General features: G+C 65.6%; 17 protein-coding genes and 1 tRNA gene. 10 read left to right on the top strand and 8 right to left on the bottom strand.

Translation table 11 applies throughout. The features are described 5' to 3' along the window. From ACFMO3_RS07095 to ACFMO3_RS07085, 3 genes are all read left to right on the top strand, one after another. Entirely contained in the window at nt 1-420 is a 420-nt protein-coding gene (locus tag ACFMO3_RS07095; protein ID WP_376789720.1) for a two-component system response regulator, read from the top strand. A 381-nt stretch (nt 421-801) separates the two neighbouring features. Further along, nucleotides 802-2,238 carry a glycogen synthase gene (locus ACFMO3_RS07090; RefSeq protein WP_376789719.1) on the top strand — a complete coding sequence of 479 codons (1,437 nt, stop codon included), beginning with the start codon at nt 802-804 and terminating at the stop codon, nt 2,236-2,238. Nucleotides 2,239-2,351: 113 nt separating this feature from the next. Then, nucleotides 2,352-3,614, top strand: coding sequence for a glucose-1-phosphate adenylyltransferase (locus ACFMO3_RS07085; RefSeq protein WP_376789718.1), 1,263 nt, complete (start codon nt 2,352-2,354; stop codon nt 3,612-3,614). A gap of 24 nt (nt 3,615-3,638) precedes the next feature. Here ACFMO3_RS07085 and ACFMO3_RS07080 read toward each other — a convergent pair whose 3' ends face one another. Further along, entirely contained in the window at nt 3,639-3,992 is a 354-nt protein-coding gene (locus ACFMO3_RS07080; RefSeq protein WP_376789717.1) for a phage holin family protein, read from the bottom strand. A 254-nt stretch (nt 3,993-4,246) separates the two neighbouring features. Between ACFMO3_RS07080 and ACFMO3_RS07075 the strand changes: the two genes are divergently transcribed. Together ACFMO3_RS07075 and ACFMO3_RS07070 are read left to right on the top strand one after the other, a co-directional pair. Beyond that, nucleotides 4,247-5,107, top strand: a complete 861-nt coding sequence (locus ACFMO3_RS07075) for a hypothetical protein (protein ID WP_376789716.1) — start codon at nt 4,247-4,249, stop codon at nt 5,105-5,107. A gap of 88 nt (nt 5,108-5,195) precedes the next feature. Next, nucleotides 5,196-6,107, top strand: a complete 912-nt coding sequence (locus tag ACFMO3_RS07070) for an ABC transporter ATP-binding protein (RefSeq protein WP_376789715.1) — start codon at nt 5,196-5,198, stop codon at nt 6,105-6,107. Between the two features lie 33 nt (nt 6,108-6,140). Here ACFMO3_RS07070 and miaA read toward each other — a convergent pair whose 3' ends face one another. The 6 genes from miaA to ACFMO3_RS07040 all read right to left on the bottom strand — a co-directional run bounded on the left by miaA (nt 6,141) and on the right by ACFMO3_RS07040 (nt 12,663). Next, nucleotides 6,141-7,073, bottom strand: coding sequence for a tRNA (adenosine(37)-N6)-dimethylallyltransferase MiaA (gene miaA / locus ACFMO3_RS07065; RefSeq protein ID WP_376789714.1), 933 nt, complete (start codon nt 7,071-7,073; stop codon nt 6,141-6,143). An 11-nt stretch (nt 7,074-7,084) separates the two neighbouring features. Then, a complete protein-coding gene (locus ACFMO3_RS07060) occupies nt 7,085-7,315 on the bottom strand; it encodes a hypothetical protein (protein ID WP_376789713.1) in 231 nt (76 codons plus the stop codon). Between the two features lie 67 nt (nt 7,316-7,382). Continuing rightward, nucleotides 7,383-8,708 (bottom strand): GTPase HflX, encoded by a 1,326-nt coding sequence (gene hflX, locus ACFMO3_RS07055; RefSeq protein WP_376789712.1) that lies wholly within the window; start codon nt 8,706-8,708, stop codon nt 7,383-7,385. A 311-nt stretch (nt 8,709-9,019) separates the two neighbouring features. After that, nucleotides 9,020-10,171, bottom strand: a complete 1,152-nt coding sequence (locus ACFMO3_RS07050; protein ID WP_376789711.1) for an aminotransferase class I/II-fold pyridoxal phosphate-dependent enzyme — start codon at nt 10,169-10,171, stop codon at nt 9,020-9,022. 110 nt (nt 10,172-10,281) lie between these two features. Next, complete coding sequence (locus ACFMO3_RS07045) at nt 10,282-11,220, bottom strand: 2-dehydropantoate 2-reductase (RefSeq protein ID WP_376789710.1); 939 nt, start codon at nt 11,218-11,220, stop codon at nt 10,282-10,284. A 90-nt stretch (nt 11,221-11,310) separates the two neighbouring features. Beyond that, entirely contained in the window at nt 11,311-12,663 is a 1,353-nt protein-coding gene (locus tag ACFMO3_RS07040; protein WP_376789709.1) for an aminotransferase class III-fold pyridoxal phosphate-dependent enzyme, read from the bottom strand. Between the two features lie 82 nt (nt 12,664-12,745). Between ACFMO3_RS07040 and rsfS the strand changes: the two genes are divergently transcribed. The 5 genes from rsfS (at nt 12,746) to rocD (ending at nt 16,891) form a co-directional block, all read left to right on the top strand. Next, nucleotides 12,746-13,126 carry a ribosome silencing factor gene (gene rsfS, locus ACFMO3_RS07035; protein WP_376789708.1) on the top strand — a complete coding sequence of 127 codons (381 nt, stop codon included), beginning with the start codon at nt 12,746-12,748 and terminating at the stop codon, nt 13,124-13,126. Nucleotides 13,127-13,441: 315 nt separating this feature from the next. Beyond that, nucleotides 13,442-14,035: an aminoacyl-tRNA hydrolase gene (gene pth, locus ACFMO3_RS07030; RefSeq protein WP_376789792.1), complete on the top strand. Its 594-nt coding sequence runs from the start codon at nt 13,442-13,444 to the stop codon at nt 14,033-14,035. Further along, nucleotides 14,026-14,098 (top strand) — tRNA-Val (locus tag ACFMO3_RS07025). Before pth ends, ACFMO3_RS07025 begins: the two co-directional genes overlap by 10 nt. A 333-nt stretch (nt 14,099-14,431) precedes the next feature. Continuing rightward, entirely contained in the window at nt 14,432-15,637 is a 1,206-nt protein-coding gene (gene thiI / locus ACFMO3_RS07020) for a tRNA uracil 4-sulfurtransferase ThiI (protein WP_376789707.1), read from the top strand. Nucleotides 15,638-15,673: 36 nt separating this feature from the next. Then, nucleotides 15,674-16,891 (top strand): ornithine--oxo-acid transaminase, encoded by a 1,218-nt coding sequence (gene rocD, locus ACFMO3_RS07015; RefSeq protein ID WP_376789706.1) that lies wholly within the window; start codon nt 15,674-15,676, stop codon nt 16,889-16,891. 51 nt (nt 16,892-16,942) lie between these two features. Here the strand turns inward: rocD and ACFMO3_RS07010 are convergent, their stop codons facing one another. Further along, nucleotides 16,943-17,251, bottom strand: a complete 309-nt coding sequence (locus ACFMO3_RS07010) for a hypothetical protein (protein WP_376789705.1) — start codon at nt 17,249-17,251, stop codon at nt 16,943-16,945. Nucleotides 17,252-17,266 lie beyond the last annotated feature (15 nt).

Below are 17,266 nucleotides of genomic sequence, written 5' to 3'. Positions count from 1 at the left end.
ATGAGACTCCTGATCGTAGAAGAAAACAACGATATGCGAATGCTCTATCGGATCGGCCTGGGGAAGCTCGGTGTAGAGATCGTGGAGGCCACAACGATGGCTGAGGCGCTGGAGAGGATCCGGGAGGGCCGTCCCGACGCCGTGCTGATCGGCGACGCCCTCCCGGATGGCGATCCCTTCGAGCTCTGTCGGCGGATCAAGTCGGATCCCGAGACCCGGGACATCGTCGTGGCCATCGCTGTCTATTATATGGATGGCGCGATCCGCCGGCTGAGCCAGGAGGTAGAAGCCGATGCCTGCTGGCTGGCCCCGGTCCCGCCCCGGGAGATCCCCAAGCGGATGGAGGAACTGCGACAGCGCCGGCAGGCTCCCTCGACGGGCGAGAACAACGGCTCCCACAAGCCCCCGCCGGAGAGCTGAGGGATCGCTCCGTCCAGGGGGGACGGCTCCAGCTCGCTCCTCGAGGCCGGAGGGATCATCGGATCATGGCGTATAAGCACGAGAGGAGACACGGGCGCGGCAGACGCTCGTGCGGTGGGTTCTTTGGATCAGGAGCCCGGAGGCGGTTTGATGGTTCACCCCGGGCTCCTAAATTTTCATGGCCACCGTGCCTGGATCTCACATCCCCGCCCCGGATCCCCACGGAACTCCTCATTTCCGGCGATCCGGATTGGGTTAAGATAGGAAATGCGCAGCTGGCTTCCTGGTGGTGGGGGAGGCACCGTGTTCACAGGTCGCAAGCCACCAGAGGCCCGCTCGCATTCCCTGGAACCCGACGCAATCTGCGCGGAGGTCTTCCCAATGCGGATCCTCTATGCGGTAGCGGAAGCGGCGCCTTTCGTGAAAGTGGGCGGGCTGGCGGATGTGGCCTATGGGCTCCCCCGGGCATTGCGGGCCCTGGGCCACGATGTGCGGGTGATCCTCCCTCGTTATCGCAGGATCAACGGCTCCGCTTATAACCTGCGCCCCCTCCGCCCTCCTCTCCCGGTCCCCGTGGGCTTAACCGGCGAAGTCCGCTTTGTGGAGGTTGAAATCAGCGAGGCCACCGGCGTTCCCACCTATTTGATCTGGGAGGAACATTACTTTGGCCGCGATGAGGTCTACGGCTATCCCGATGACCCTCAGCGGTTCATTTTCTTCTGTCAGGCGGTCCTGGCCCTCATGCGCCACATGAACGAGCGGCCGGAGATCCTCCATGGCAATGACTGGCACACCGGATTCCTCTTCCTTTGGTTGGCCACCACTGGCCGGCGGGACCGTTTCTACCGGCCGATCGCCACGGTCTTCACCATCCACAACATGTCCTATCAGGGGATCACTGGCGACGCCCTGCTGGCCTTCGGAGGGATCCATGAGCATGTGGACCGGCTGGAGGTCGAGCCGCCCGGCCATATCAATTGGCTCGCCCGTGGGATCGCCCACGCCGATGTGGTGAACACGGTGAGCCCCCGCTACGCCCAGGAGATCCTAACCCCAGAGTTCGGCTTCGGCCTCGAGCCGCTGCTCCAGCGCCGGGCCGATCGGCTCTTCGGCGTCCTCAACGGCCTCGATCCCGAAGCCTGGGATCCCCGCTCGGATCCCGCCCTGGCCGCTCGCTTTGACGCTGAGAGCCTGGAACGGCGGGCAGAGAACAAGCGGGCCGCCCAGCAGGCCTTTGGCCTGCCCGTGCAAGAGGAGATCCCGCTCTTCGCCTTCATCGCCCGACTGATCGAGCAAAAAGGGGTAGAGCTGTTGCTGGAGACCGCGGACGCCCTGTTCGCCCGGGGCATCCAGCTCGCCCTTCTGGGGAACGGAATGCCGGAGTATGAGGCGGCCTTTGCCGAATGGCCTTCCCGTTTCCCGGGCCAGGCGGGGGTGCGGATCGCCTTCGATGAAAACCTCTCCCGGTTGCTTTACGGCGGGGCCGATGTGTTCCTCATGCCCTCGAAATTCGAGCCCTGTGGCCTGGGCCAGATGATCGCCATGCGCTATGGCGCCCTCCCTCTGGTCCACGCGGTCGGCGGGCTGGCGGATACCGTGCGGGATGTGAGCCAGGCGGATGGGACAGGTTTCGTGTTCGCCCCATTCGCTGGGGAAGCCTTCCTGGCCGCCGTCGATCGCGCCCTGACCCTCTACCGGGATCCTGCCGCTTGGCGGGCGGTCCAGCGCCGGGCCATGGCCCAGGATTTCTCATGGACCGCCTCTGCCCGGGCTTATGAGGATCTTTACCGGCGGGCACTCGCATGGCATAATCCATAGTGGAGGGCTATGCGGAACAGACTGGCACGCGGGTTGGGTTGCGGAGCGGGTCGTTTCGCCGCCTGTCCCGCAACTTCAGCCTCACAGAACTTTGACGGTGGACAAGCGATTTTATGCGCACAGTCGCGATGATCTTGGCGGGTGGCAAGGGCACTCGCCTGAGCATCCTCACCCAGAAGCGGGCCAAGCCTGCGGTCCCTTTCGCGGGGAAATACCGGATCATCGATTTCACCCTCTCCAACTGCGTCAACTCCGGGATCTACCTCGTCGGCGTATGCACCCAGTTCCGGCCCCGCTCCCTCCATGAGCATATCGGCAGCGGCGCTCCGTGGGATCTCAACGGCTTCCACCGGGGGGTCTGGATCCTCACCCCCTACCTAGGGCGGGCGGACTCCGATTGGTATCAGGGGACAGCGGACGCGATCTACCAGAACCTGGACTTCATCGAGCACCACCGGCCCACCCACGTGCTGATCCTGGCCGGCGACCACGTTTACAAGATGAACTACACCTCTATGATCCATCTGCACACCGAGAAAAACGCCGACCTGACCATCGCCGCCCTTCCGGTGGCTCCTGAGGAGGCCTCACGGTTCGGCATCTTAGAGACCGATGAGGAAGGCCGGGTGATCCGCTTCGAGGAGAAGCCAATCCGCCCCCGGGGGACCTTGGCCTCCATGGGGATCTATGTGTTCCGCCCCGAGGTGTTGCGCGAGGTCCTCATCGAAGACGCGCGGGATCCGAACAGCAGCCACGACTTCGGGAAAGATGTAATCCCCCGCATGATTGAGGCCTATCGGGTCTACGCTTACCGGTTCAGCGGCTACTGGGTCGATGTAGGGACAGTGCAGGCCTATTGGGAGGCCCACATGGATTTGCTGGCCGACAACCCGCCCCTGGATCTCCATGATCGGGAATGGATCATCCACACCCGCAGCGAGGAGAGGCCGCCGGTCAACATCCGCACCGGCGCCCACGTCGCCCACAGCCTGATCTCCGACGGCTGTATCATCGAAGGGACTGTGGAATACAGCGTGCTCTCGCCGGGCGTCCGAGTGAAGCGCGGCGCCGTGGTTCGCTACTCGGTGGTGATGACCGACTCCATCATTGAGCCAGGGGCAGTGGTGGATCGCTGCATCGTGGACAAAAACGTGGTCGTGGGGGCAGAGGCACATCTGGGCTACGGGATGGACTACAGCCCCAACCGGCTGGGGGATCTCTCATCGGGGCTGACCCTGGTGGGCAAGAACGCCATCATCCCCCCCCACGTCCGTGTGGGCCGCAACTGCATCATCGCCAGCGATGTGGCCCCCGAGGATTTCCCCGATCTTCACATCCCCAGCGGCAACACCATCGGAGCCATCGCGCCCATTTGAGAAGGAAGCCGAATGGCCGGACCCCTATCCGTTCTCCCGGACCAGCAGGCTCAACCCGAAGCTGACGATCGAAAGCAGCACCGCGCCGATCAGGGCGGCGAGGAACCCGTGTACCTCCAGAGGGGTGAGCGCAGCCACGAGATACAGGATGACCGCGTTCACAACGAAGGTGAAGAGCCCCAGGGTGAGCAGGTTGAAGGGCAGCGTGATGAATAGGAGGATAGGACGGATCAAGGCGTTGGCCAGCCCGAGTACCAGGCCGGCCAGCAGGAAATCCGTCAGCCCGGAACCGGCCCGGAAGGAAACCCCGGGATAGATCCGGGAGACCACCCATAGGGCAATGGTGTTCAGGATCCAGCGCATTAGGAAGTGCCGCATCCGCCTCTCTCCCGCAGTGAAGTGGGCACGCTCCGTCGTTCTCTAAATTCCCTTTGAATGGAACTCGCTGCGCCGGTGGGCCGCCGGGCGGTTATTCCCAATTATAGGCGAGGACCGGGCCGACGGATCCCTCCATTGTGAGATGGGAAAAGGACATGCGGCCGTCTGGTCGCCCTCGCGCGGACGCGGTAAGATCAGATCAGATGGACAGGGGACGGCAAAGCCCCACCCCACCCGCGAACGAGGAGGATATCATGCACCAGCGCATGAAGATGGCAGGGCTGCTCCTGTTGGGCATGGCGGCCCTGGCGTTCGCTTTCTCCCCTGTCCTGCGGGCAGCCGCCCACGATTTCCTCCAGGGCTTCCGCTTCCGCCGCCTCCTCGTCATCCCGTATACGTTCTCCATGCCCGCCACGACCAGGGAAACCCTCTCAGGGATCCTTGGCGGCGATCTGGCCTTCGAACCCGCGGAGCCTCGGACGGTCCAGCGCCTCGCTGAAGCCGAGGCGCTCCTGGGTTTCCCTGCACGCTCCCCAGCGGGCGTGCGGGAGTTCCTCGCCCTGCAGGTGATGCCAGCGGCCTCCGTTCGCTGGACCGTCGATGTGCACCACCTGCGGGAAGCCCTGCATGGGGCGGGGGCAGATGACGTGATTGTCCCCGAGACGCTTCACGGGACGGTCCTGACGATGACGGTGGGCCCGATTCTGCTGGCCACCTTTGAGGCGGAAGGCATCCCCTATGGCTGGGCCCAAGCCCCATTGCCCGCTTACACGATGAAGCCAGAAGGGGACATCCGGCCGCTGGCGGAGGCTGCCCTGCGGCTGATGGGGATGCCCGCAGAGGAGGCGCGGCGACTGGCCCGGACCGTGGACTGGCAGACGACGCTGCTGCTGCCCGTCCCCATGGCCCCTGGGATGACCATCGAGGTGGAATCCATCTCCATCGACGGGCGAGAGGCGACGCTGTTCACCTTCCCCCAGGCGGCCCATACACCGGACGGGGAGGCCCTGCCGATCCGCTTCCTGCTCTGGCACGACGAGGCCTTCCTTTACCTGATCGGCGGGCCGGGCGCGGAGACCGGCCGGCTGATCGCCTGGGCCCGCTCGATCCGATGAAAGACCGCGGCCACCGATCCCTACCCTGGGGAAGATCTTTGGGCGCAGGTGGGATCACTGCGAGCCATGGCCCCGTCAGGAGATAGGGATGAAGGACCCTTGGATCATTGAGACCGATGGCCTGCGGAAGGTATTCGGGGATCGGGTGGCGGTGGCGGACCTCACGCTGCGGGTCGCGGAGGGGGAAACCTTTGGCTTCCTCGGCCCCAACGGGGCCGGCAAGACCACCGCCCTCAAGATGCTCCTCGGCCTGATCCGCCCTACCGCCGGGACCGGATGGGTGCTGGGGCGACCCCTGGGCGACCGCCATGCCCGTCGGGCCATCGGCTTTCTGCCCGAGGGCTTTGCCTTCCCCGACTGGCTCACCGCGGAGGAGATCTTATGGTTCCATGGCCGCCTCGCCGGCGTGGACCCCCATCGCCTGCGGCGCCGGATCCCGGATTTGTTGGAACATGTCGGCCTGGCCACGGAAGCGCGACGCCCCTTTCGCACATTCTCCAAGGGCATGCGGCAGCGCCTGGGGCTGGCCCAGGCCTTCCTGCACGAGCCCCGCCTGGTCTTCCTGGATGAGCCGACCTCAGGCCTGGACCCCGCCGGGCGGATCCTGGTGCGGGATTTCCTCCAGGAGCAGAAAGCCCGGGGGGTCACCATCTTCCTGAACTCCCACTTGCTGAGCGAAGTGGAACGGGTTTGCGATCGCGTCGCGTTCATTAAGGCCGGGAGGGTGGTGGAGACGATGGATCTGCGGGGGGGAGAGGCCGACACGCTGGTCCTTCAGCTGAGCCAGATCCCCCCGGGCCTGGAGGCGGAGCTGCAAACCTGGGGGGACGTGCTGGCCCGGGTCGATAACCGCCTGACCCTGCGGCTGGCGCCCGGCCGTCGCCCGGCCGACCTGGCCCGTTGGATCGTGGGCCAGGGATGGGACCTGGAGGCAATGATCCCCCAGCGCCCCTCGCTGGAGGAAATGTTCCTTCAAATTGTGGGGATGGAGATGGGGTAAGCCCAGGGAGGGCGCGGCGGCGCAAGCCATGTTCTACCGGAGCTGCTCCTCCAGCCACGCGGCGATGGCTTCCACACCCTCCCGGCTCAGATCGAACCAGCGGATGCGCGGGTCGTTCAGGCGGAACCAATTATACTGGTGGTGCACGAAATCTCGGGTGGCGGATTGGATCTGCCGGATCGCCTCCTCCAGGGAGATCTCGCCGCGCAGATAGGCCCCGATCTGTCGATACCCTAACCCCGTCATCGCCGGGAGATCCCACGGATAGCGCTCCGCCAGCCGGCGCACCTCTTCCACCAGCCCCTGGGCGATCATCCGATCCACCCGTTCATCGATCCGCCGATAGAGCTCCGCCCGGGGACGGGTCAGGCCAATGAGGAGTGTCCGATAGGGGGGCGGGTTCTTCCGCCGCTGGGCGGAAAAGGGCCTCCCCGTCTGATAGCAGACCTCCAGGGCGCGGATCACCCGACGGACGTTGCGCGGATCGATGAAGGAGGCGGCCTCGGGATCCAGGCGCCGCAGCTCCTCATAAAGGGCCTGCGGCCCTTCCCGCCGCGCCCGCTCCTCCAGGGCACGGCGCAGCTCGGGGTCCGGCGCGGCGGGCGGGATCTGCCATCCTTCCACCACTGCCCATACGTAAAGGCCGGTTCCCCCAACTAGGAAGGGCAGCCGTCCCCGACGGTGGATCCCCTCGATGGCCTCATAAGCCATGCGCTGATATTCAGCCAGGGTCAGCGGGCGGTCTGGATCCGTCACATCGATGAGGTGATGGGGGACGCGGGCGCGTTCCTCCAGCGTCGGCTTCGCCGTCCCGATGTCCATCCCCCGGTAGATCTGGCGAGAGTCCGCGGAGACGATTTCCCCCTGGAAGCGCTCCGCGAGCTCCAGAGCCACCTCGCTCTTGCCGACAGCTGTCGGCCCCACGATGGCCACCAGGGGACGATGCGGGGAAGAACGCTCCGCCATTCACTCGCCGCTCAGAGGACTTCCGCGATGAGCCCACCCAGGAGGGCGGTGACCAAGCCCAGATAAAGAAAACAATGGAGCGTCGCCAGGGTGTCGAGGACGGGGAGGCCGGGGGCAAGCCGATGGAGGAGCAGCAAAAGGAAGTCGAGAAAGATCAGGCCCACCCCGATCACAACAGGCAGGCCCTTATAGCGAGCCAGGAATTCCGCCGTGTGCTCAATCCAACGATTCAGCGTCGACATCTCGAGAAGCCCACCGGGTAACCCATCGTGCGACCCGCAAGAGAGAAGAAGCCCTCAGGGCCCGCCCCTACCGGTTCCATGACATCGAGTAGCGGGGCGTTGCCTCCGCCTCCCCAGGTTCTAAGTAAGGCCGGAAGACGGCCAGTAACCGGCCGGGCAGTCGCCCGAAGAGGGTAACCTCGCTGTCCGTATGGGCCTCCCATTCCACCACGCCCTGCTCGTAGAGCAGGGCGATGAGATCCCCACGGCTCAGGGGCAACCGCACCCGCACCGGCGTGAGGCTCTGGTAGAGGATCGCCTCCACCTTCCGCAACAGGTCCTCCAGGCCGATGCCGTAAGCGGCCGAGATGGCCACGAAATCCGGATGCTCCGCCGCCAGCGCCCGCACCGCCTCTGGGTCCGGGAGCCGATCGATCTTGTTGAGAGCGGTGATCATCGGGATGTCCCGCACCCCGATCTCCCGCAAGGTCTGGATCACCACTCGGGCCTGCTGGAGGGCGTTGGGATGGGTGATATCCAGGACGTGGAGGATGAGATCGGCTTCGTTGATCTCCTCTAGGGTGGCCCGGAAGGCCGCCACCAGTGGGTGGGGGAGCTTCTGGATGAACCCCACTGTGTCCGTGAAGAGGGCGATCCCGCCCTCCGGGAGCTTCACCCGGCGGGTGGTGGGATCCAGGGTGGCAAACAGCTGGTCGGCTACCAGGACATCCGCCCCGGACACCGCGTTCAGCAGGGTGGATTTGCCGGCGTTGGTATAACCGACCAAGGCGACCACGGGGGCCTGGGCCCGGCGCCGGCGCTCCCGGTAGCGCTGGCGATGGGCCCGCACCTCCTCCAGTTCCTTCTTGAGATGGGCGATGCGATCCTTGATCCGCCGGCGGTCGATCTCCAGCTGCTTCTCACCGGGCCCTCGCAGGCCCACCCCGCTGATCCCGCCCCGGCCGAAGGAACCCCCTGCTTGCTGGGCAAGGTTCTGCCAGCGGCGGGTCAGTCGGGGGAGGCGATACTCATACTGGGCCAACTCTACCTGGAGGGCTCCCTCGCGGGTGTGGGCGTGCTGGGCAAAGATATCAAGGATCAGGGCTGTGCGGTCCAGCACGCGGACCTCGTCGCCGAAGGCGTTTTCCAGGTTGCGCTGCTGAGAAGGGGAAAGCTCGTCGTCGAAGATGACCATATTGGCGTGCATGGCCCGCACCAGGGCTTTGATCTCCTCGACCTTCCCGGGCCCGATGTAGGTGGCCGGATGGATACGGCGGAGCCGTTGCACCGCGCGGCCGACCACCTCCACCCCCGCGGTGCGGGCCAGCTGCGCGAGCTCATCCAGGGAATCCTCCACCGGCAGCAGCCCCGGCTTGCCGTAGATCTCAGTGCCCACCAGCACCGCTCGATCCACGGGAGCCACTGTTTCCTGCGTTCCGCGCCCGATCGCACACCTCCGTCCCGCGGTTTCCTGGAAATCGAATCTGCGCCCTCCAGCTCCCCATCCGGGAGGCCGAAAGGGGTTCTCTCCCCTTTCCCGACCCTCCCCGGGCTCCCGAGGCGCTTGCAGGAAAGCCAGCGGGCGGCAGAGCGGCCCGCCGACTATCCCCTTCCTTATCGCGATCGCGGGCGGCTTTCCTGATACGCCGTCCAGACGGCCCAGCCGAAGACCAGGGCCTCGAAGATCGCGGCGGCGATCAGATAGGGCACGTGGCTCATCGCGCCTCACCTCAGGGAAGCGTGGAAGGCCTGGATGCGATGCACCGCCTCCTCGAGGCGGGGGACGGGCTGGACGAGGGAGATCCGGATATAGCCTTCGCCAGCCTCGCCGAACATCGCCCCGGGGGCCACCGAGACCCCGGTCTCCTCCAGGAGGCGGGCAGCGTAATCGGCGCTGCGCCATCCCGATGGAAGGCGCGCCCATACATAAATCGTGGCACGGGGCCGCTCCGCCGTCAAGCCGGCGGCGTTCAGGCCGTCCACCACCACGTCCCGCCGCCGGGCGTATTCCGCATTGCGCTCGGCCATCCACTCGTCGTCATGGGTGAGCGCAATGGCTGCCGCCTCCTGAATGGGCCGGAAGTGGCCCGAGTCGATGTTGCTCTTGAGCTGGGCCACCGTGCCCACCACCTCCGCGTTTCCTACCAGCATTCCCACGCGCCAGCCGGCCATATTGTGGGATTTCGAAAGGGAATAGAACTCCACGGCCACCTCTTTCGCCCCCGGGATGCTGAGCACACTGGGAGCCCGGTAGCCATCGAAGGCGACGTCGGCGTACGGGTTGTCGTAGGCCAGGAGCAGATTGTGCCGGCGGGCGAAAGCCACCGCCTCCGTCAGGAACTCGAGGGTAGGACAGGCCGCGGTAGGGTTGTTGGGATAGTTCAGCCAGAGGACCTTCGCCCGGGCCAGGACCTCGGGGGGGATCTCTGAGAAATCCGGGAACCAGCCCCGCTCCTGCCGCAATGGCATGTAGAAGACATCGGCCCCAGCCGCCAGGGCGCCATCCGTGTAAGTGGGATACCCCGGGGAGGGAACCAGAGCGATGTCCCCCAGGCTCAGGTAGGCCAGGCTGAGGTTGAAGATCCCCTCTTTGGAGCCGATGAGGATCAGGACCTCGCGGTCGGGGTCGAGCTCGACCCCGAAGCGGCGGGCGTAGAAGCGGGCTACCGCCTGGCGCAACACCGGGATCCCTCGGTAGCCGGCGTAGCCGTGGGCGCGGGGGTCCCGCGCGCTTCTTTCGAGCGCGTCCAGGATGAAGGACGGGGGAGCCATATCCGGGCTGCCGATGTCCAGGCGGATGATATCACGGCCCTGGGTCTGCAGCTCCGCGATTCGCCGCTCTAAGGCGGCGAAGGGGTAAGGCTTCAGACGTCGCATGCGCTCCGAGGGGGCTGGCGGCATTTTCCCTTCACCTCCAGGATTTCTGGGCATTTTAACTCAGGCCGCACGGATTCCGGTAGCCGCCCGACCCGGCCCACGAGGGGTGACTACGTGACCCCGGCCCTCTGCAACGCCTGCAGGTGGACAGGCTTCAGGGCCGCATAAATGAAGGCGTGGGCCGGCGTGGGAACCCCGCGGCGCTGGCCGAGGCGGACGACCGCTCCGCTCATGGCCTCGATCTCCAGCGGGCGGCCCGCTTCCACATCCCGCTGCATTGAGGCGGTCGCGCCAGGGGCCAGGTTATCGATGAAGGCCATTGTCTGGGGCACCACATCCGGGTCCAGGATCACGCCCTCCGCCCGGGCCACCGCCTCGATCTCGCGCATGGCCTGCTCCAGCAACGCCCGGGTTTCCGGAACCGCCCGCCAGGCCCCCACCGGGAGGCGCACGACGCTCCCCACCCCACCAATGGAAGCGATGAACAGAAACTTGGTCCACAGCACCTTCCGGATCTCCGCCGTCGCTTCCCCTTCAGCGCCGGCCTCCGCGAAGGCGCGGGCGATGGCCTGGGCCCGCGGGGTGAGCCGGCCGTTGAGCTCCCCGACCACGATCCGACGAAAGGCGCTCTCCTGCCGGATCACACCCGGGGCCTCGATCTGGGAGACCACCCAGACGGCCCCAGCCAGCGTCCGTTCTGCCCCCACCACGGCGGCCACCTGATCGGGTGCCTCGATGCCGTTCTGGGTGGTCAGCACCACCCCTTCCGGCCCCAGCAGTCGCGGGAGGGCCGCCACCGTCTCTGGGATGTGGTAGGTCTTCACCGCGTATAGGACCAGATCCGCCGGCGGCGCTTCCTCCAGCCGATCCGTAGCTCGCACCGGGTGGAGATGGAAATCCCCATGGATGCTGTTCACTTGGAGCCCCCGAGTGCGCATGGCCTCCAGATGGGAACCCCGGGCGATGAAGGTGACCGCGTGGCCCGCGCGGGCCAGCAGCGCCCCAAAATAGCCACCCACCCCTCCACTTCCGAACACCGTCACGCGCATGGTCTCGCCCCTCCGAGGTTCACCGGATAACCGCCTGAGGTTGTCCACCCTGCCAGCACATGGCGCCTCCTGGCGGGCTCTGCCGCCTCCTCAATCCACCACCGCATCATCCGTGATCTCCAGCCCCCGATCGATGATCTCGAGGCCCTCCATGAGCTCCTCTTCCGTAATGCACAGCGGAGGATTGGTGAAGAACGTATTCCAGCGGATGAACGTGTAAAGGCCGTTCTCGAGGAAGAACTCCCGCAGGCGGTTCATGATCCCCATCTCCGAAGGCCGAGCGTTAAAGGGGACCAGAGGCTCGCGGGTCTCGCGGTTCCGAACCAGCTCGATCACCCCGAAGAGGCCGATGCTCCGCACATCCCCCACGCTGGGATGGCGCTCCTTCAGGCGGGCCAGCTCCCGCGCCAAGATCTCCCCCATCCGCCGCGCGTTCTCGATCAGGCGATCCTCCTGATAGACCTGGAGGGTGGCAATGGCCGCGGCCAGACAAAGGGGATGCGAGTTATACGTCAGGCCTCCCGGGAAGGGGCGCTCGCGGAAGAACTCCGCGATCCGCTCCGAGATCAGGACGGCGCCCAGGGGGAGATATCCGGAGGTCAGCCCCTTGGCCACCGTCATCAGATCGGGGACCACGTTCCAGTGGTTCACGGCAAACCATTCCCCGGTGCGGCCGAACCCGCTCATCACCTCATCGCAGATGAGCAGGATGCCGTAGCGATCGCAAATCTCCCGCAGGCCCTCCAGATAGCCCTCCGGCGGGATGATGATCCCGTTGGTCCCGGTGACGGTCTCAATGAACACCGCGGCGACCGTATGGGGGCCTTCCAGTTGGATCACATCCTCGATATGGTTCAGGCAGTCCAGCGTGCATCGTTCCTCCCGCATGCACCAGCGGCAGCGGTAACGATAGGGATCGAACACATGGATGACCCCCGGGATGCCCGGCTCCGCCGGCCAGCGTCGGGGATCCCCGGTGAGGGTGATGGCGCCGGCCGTGGCGCCGTGGTAGGACCGGTAGCGGGCGATGATCTTGTGGCGGCCGGTGTAGAGGCGCGCGATCTTGATCGCGTTCTCATTGGCGTCCGCCCCACCCAGCGTGAAGAAGACCTTTTTAAGATCCCCCGGGGCGATCTCCGCCAACATTTGGCCTAGGCGGGCGCGGGGCTCAGTGGCCATGAACGGGTTCACGTAAGGCAGGCGGGCGGCCTGCTCCTGGATCGCCCGGATCACCCGTTCGTCGCCGTGGCCGATATTGACATTCATTAGCTGAGAGTTGAAATCCAGATAGCGACGGCCCCGGGCGTCCCAGAAATAAACCCCCTTCGCCCGGACCACCGGGATAGGATCGACGGCATCCTGGGCCGACCATTCGTAGATCGTATATCGCCGGCAAAGGGCGACGATTTCCTCAGCCCTCATCGGGGAAACGGTTTCGACCATGGCGACCTCCCGGCCAAGCGGTAACCGTTTGGGTTGCGTGATAGAATGATAGTGAAGCCTGCCGATCCCGCCAACCGGCGCCATGCCGGCGAATCTCCAACCAGGAGGTGGATCCCTGAACACCCTGGATCTGGCGCATCGGATCGTAGACGCCATCCTCGACAAAAAGGGGATGGATGTGGTGTTGATGGATATCCGGGCCCGTGCCACGTTCGCCGATTACTTCATCATCTGCACGGGAGCCTCGGAACGACAACTAAAGGCGATTGTGGAGGGCATCGCGGAGGCCACCGCCCAGGGCGACCGGGTCGATCCGGCCCGGGTAGAGGGGGATCCGGCCTCGGGGTGGGTGTTGATGGACTATGGGGACATCATCGTTCATATCTTCGCGCCCCCCCAGCGCCGCTACTACGACCTGGAGTCCCTGTGGCGCGGAGCCCCCATCTTGGTGCGCGCCCAGTGAGAAACAGGCAATCGGGAGGATGGGGAATAGGCCCCTCACCGGACTCTGGGGCCCATGAATGAGGGGTGGGGCCGCCTTCGGCGGCTCCCCCCGCTCGATGGGCAGCGTCCCCGCTCCGGGCCCGCCGGAAATCGACAAGTCCCAATCGAATGGGAAGGATTCCATCCCCTGCAACCTATCCGGTGAAAGGGAGAGGTCTCCGTGACTTTGCACTATGAAGAGACGCTGGAGCGCTTGGATCGCATCCTGAAGGCGCTTCGGCCGGAGCCCGCATCCCGGGAAGACGAGAGAGAAGAGGTCCCAGAGGGATTCCCGGTGTTGATCGTAGGGTTGGGGAACCCGGGTCCCGAGTATGCCCGCAACCGCCATAATGTGGGCTTCCGGGTCGTGGATGTGTTCGCCCAGGCCCATCAAATGGCTTTCCGGCGGATCCTGCACCAAGCTCTCATCGCCGAGGGGCGTCTGGCCGGACAACGGGTGATCCTGGCCAAACCCCAGACATTCATGAACCTGAGCGGGCGCTCCGTGCGCCCCCTGGTTTCGTATTACCGGGTGCCTTTGAACCGGTTGCTGGTCGTGTATGATGATATGGATCTCCCCCTCGGGGCAATCCGGCTGCGGCCCCGGGGCAGCCCGGGCGGCCACAACGGGATGAAATCCATCGTCCAGGCGCTGGGGACCATGGATTTCCCCCGCCTGCGCATCGGCATCGGGCGCCCTCCGGGCCATATGAACCCGGCCGATTATGTCCTGCAGGATTTCCGGCCGGATGAGGAGGAGATCCTGGAGGGAGTGCTCCATCGGGCCGCGCAGGCCATCCGCACGTTTATTGAGGAGGGGCTGGAAGCAGCAATGAATCGCTTCAACGTCCAGCCGGCGATGCGGCCAGTGGAGAAGACGGGCGAGTAGCTCAGGGGTGAGAGCATCCGCCTTACAAGCGGAGGGTCGCAGGTTCGAGTCCTGCCTCGCCCATCTCGCCTATGCAGGAGAAGGGGCGCGGATGGCGCCCCTTCTTTTACGGGGATGCTCGGGAGGGCAGCCCGCCGCGGGGGGAAGTGGGCCTTCGGCCAATGGTCGGCCTGCGCCAGCTAAAAGTCTTTCCCGTCGGCGGAGGCCGAGGCGGGGGCGCGCAGCACCCAGAAAGGCCGATTTCCAATCGGCATGAGAGGCCAGGGGACGGCCTGCGCCGGCCGTTGCGTCGGACTTCGCCCACGTTTCGCGCGAAGCGCCCTATGAGGGCGATTGGAACCCGCGCAATGGATGGGGGCGAGCACCCGAGGACCCGGAATCGCTGAGGAAGGCGCCATGGACAGCCGGTATGCGGTGGTGCATTACGCAGAGATCGGACTGAAAGGTCATAACCGGGGCTTCTTCGAGCGGATGCTGGCCCGGCGGATCAAGGAGCGCCTGCAGGATATCGGGCCCGCTTCGGTGGAGCGTCTGCCCGGACGACTCCTCGTTCGGCTCCCGCGCCCGGTCCCGGAGGCGATCTGGGTCGAGCGCCTGCGCACCGTGTTCGGGATTGCCTATTTCGCCCCGGCGATCCCTGCCGCGAAAGACCTCCACGTCATTACGGAGATCGTCCTTCGCCACCTCCCCTCCGAGCCTGTGCCCTCTTTCTGTGTTCGAGCCTCCCGCGCGGATAAATCGTTCCCCATGACCTCCCAGGAGATCGAGCGACACATCGGCGCGGCGGTCCAGCGCCAGACGGGCTGGCGGGTGGATCTCGAGGAGCCAGCCTGGGTGGCCTACATCGAAATCGCCACCAACACTGCCCTCATTTACTTCGCCCGCCATCGAGGCCCCGGGGGATTGCCGGTGGGGGTGAGCGGGCGGGTGGGCCTGCTGCTCTCCGGCGGCATCGACTCCCCCGTGGCGGGTCACTTCATGCTGAAACGGGGTTGCGAGGTGATCCCCATCCATTTCCACAGCGGGCCCTTCGGGGATTGGGCGGCCTCGGAGGCGAAGGCGATGGCCATCGTCCGTCAGATGCGCCCTTATGGAATGCCATCCTGGCTGTATGTGGTGCCCATCGGAGAGCCTCAGCGGGCCATTGTCCTGGCCGCCCCCGCGCCCTATCGCCTGATCCTTTACCGGCGGCTAATGGTGCGGGTGGCGGAAGCCCTCACCCGACAGGAAGGCGGGCTGGCCCTGGTCACCGGGGATTCCCTGGGACAGGTGGCCTCCCAAACGTTAGAAAGCCTGACGGCGATCGAGGACGCCGCCACCATGCCGATCCTACGGCCCCTCATCGGGCTGGATAAGGTGGAGATCATCGATCGGGCGCGGGCCATCGGAACCTATGAGCTCTCGATCCTGCCTGGGGAAGATTGCTGTCAGTTCTTGATGCCCCCCCGGGTCATCACCCGCCCCTCCCTGGGGACCGTTCGAGAGATCGAAGGCCGGGTGAGGATGGAGGAGCTGGTGCAGCAGGCGCTGAGCCAGGCCATGCGGGTCCCGGTGAGCGATCTGGCGCCCATGCCTTCGGTTCACCGCTGGACCACACCGTAGTGCGCAGCAGGATTTCCACTTCACCAGGAGGCCATCATGTCGACGCCGACCCTGCTTCGATCCGCGGATTACATGGAGATGGAGGACACCTACAGCGCCCCCAATTATCAACCCATCGACGTGGTCATCGCGTGGGCGGAAGGGGTATGGGTATATGACGTGGAAGGGCGCCGCTATCTGGACGGCCTGAGCGGCTATTCGGCCCTGAACCATGGCCACCGGCATCCCCGCATCATCCGAGCCCTGATCGAGCAGGCCGGGCGGGTGACCCTCACCTCCCGGGCCTTCCGCAACGACCAGCTCGGCCCCTTCCTGAAGGAGCTGTGTGAGCTGCTGGGATATGAGAAGGCCTTGCCGATGAACACCGGGGCCGAGGCTGTAGAGACCGCCATCAAGACGGCCCGCAAATGGGGCTACCGGGTAAAGGGCGTCCCGCGAGATCGTGCGGAGATCATCGTGTGCGAGGGGAATTTCCACGGCCGGACCACCACCATCATCAGCTTCTCCACGGTGCCCCAGTATCGGGAAGACTTCGGCCCTTACACCCCCGGCTTCGTGATTATCCCGTATGGGGATGCGGAAGCCCTGGAGCGGGCGATCAACCCGAACACCGTCGCCTTCCTGGTGGAGCCGATCCAGGGCGAGGGGGGCGTGCAAGTGCCGCCGTCCGGATATCTGGCCCGAGCCGCCGAGATCTGCCGCCGGCACAACGTGCTCTTCATCGCCGATGAGATCCAGACCGGCCTGGGGCGAACCGGCAGACTGCTGGCCTCGTGGTGGGAGGACGTGCAGCCCGATGTGGTGATCCTGGGCAAGGCCCTCGGCGGGGGCGTGCTGCCGATCTCCGCGGTGGTCTCCCGACGGGAGATCCTCGGTGTGTTCCGGCCGGGCGATCATGGGAGCACCTTCGGGGGCAACCCGCTGGCCGCCGCGGTGGCCCGGGAGGCGTTACGGGTGATCGTGGAGGAAGGCCTGCCGGAGCGGGCAGCGGCCCTGGGCGAGCAAGCGATGAAGCGCCTGCGGGCCATCCGCAGCCCCTACATCAAAGAAGTGCGCGGCCGGGGTTTGCTCATCGGCATCGAGCTCCATCCTGAGGCCGGCGGGGCGCGGCGTTTCGCTGAGGCCCTGAAGGAACGGGGCATACTGGTGAAAGACACCCACGAACACATCCTCCGCTTTGCCCCGCCCCTGGTCATCTCCCGCGAAGACCTGGACTGGGCGCTGGATCAGATCCAGGAGGTGCTGGAAGGCTGAAGAGACCAACAGGAAGCTTCTCCCGTCGATCCGTCGACGAGGCCAGATCGGTTACTCCCGAGGGGATGGGGCCAGCAGCCCGGCCAGGGCGCCGATTGCGGCAGATCCCAGGGCCGTCACTACATCGGGGATTTGATCTCCCCTTCCCACTGCCGTCAGGATAAGCGCGCCTAGGATCGCCGCCAGGCCAATCGCGCCCAGGGCTCCCACCACCATGCGATAAATCCACAAATCCGACTGGAGCGGCTCGGGCACAGCCAGATTTCGAAGCGCCCCCGCCGGGTCTTCCTGGATCTTACGGGCCAGCTCTGGATCCCGCTCCACCGCTTCGGCCAGCTCCGCGATGGATCGCATTTGCACCTCTTCACCTCCTGT

It is taken from the genome of Thermoflexus sp. (assembly GCF_042408815.1).
Lineage (GTDB): Bacteria > Chloroflexota > Anaerolineae > Thermoflexales > Thermoflexaceae > Thermoflexus.
This window is presented reverse-complemented; position numbering and strand designations above follow the sequence as displayed.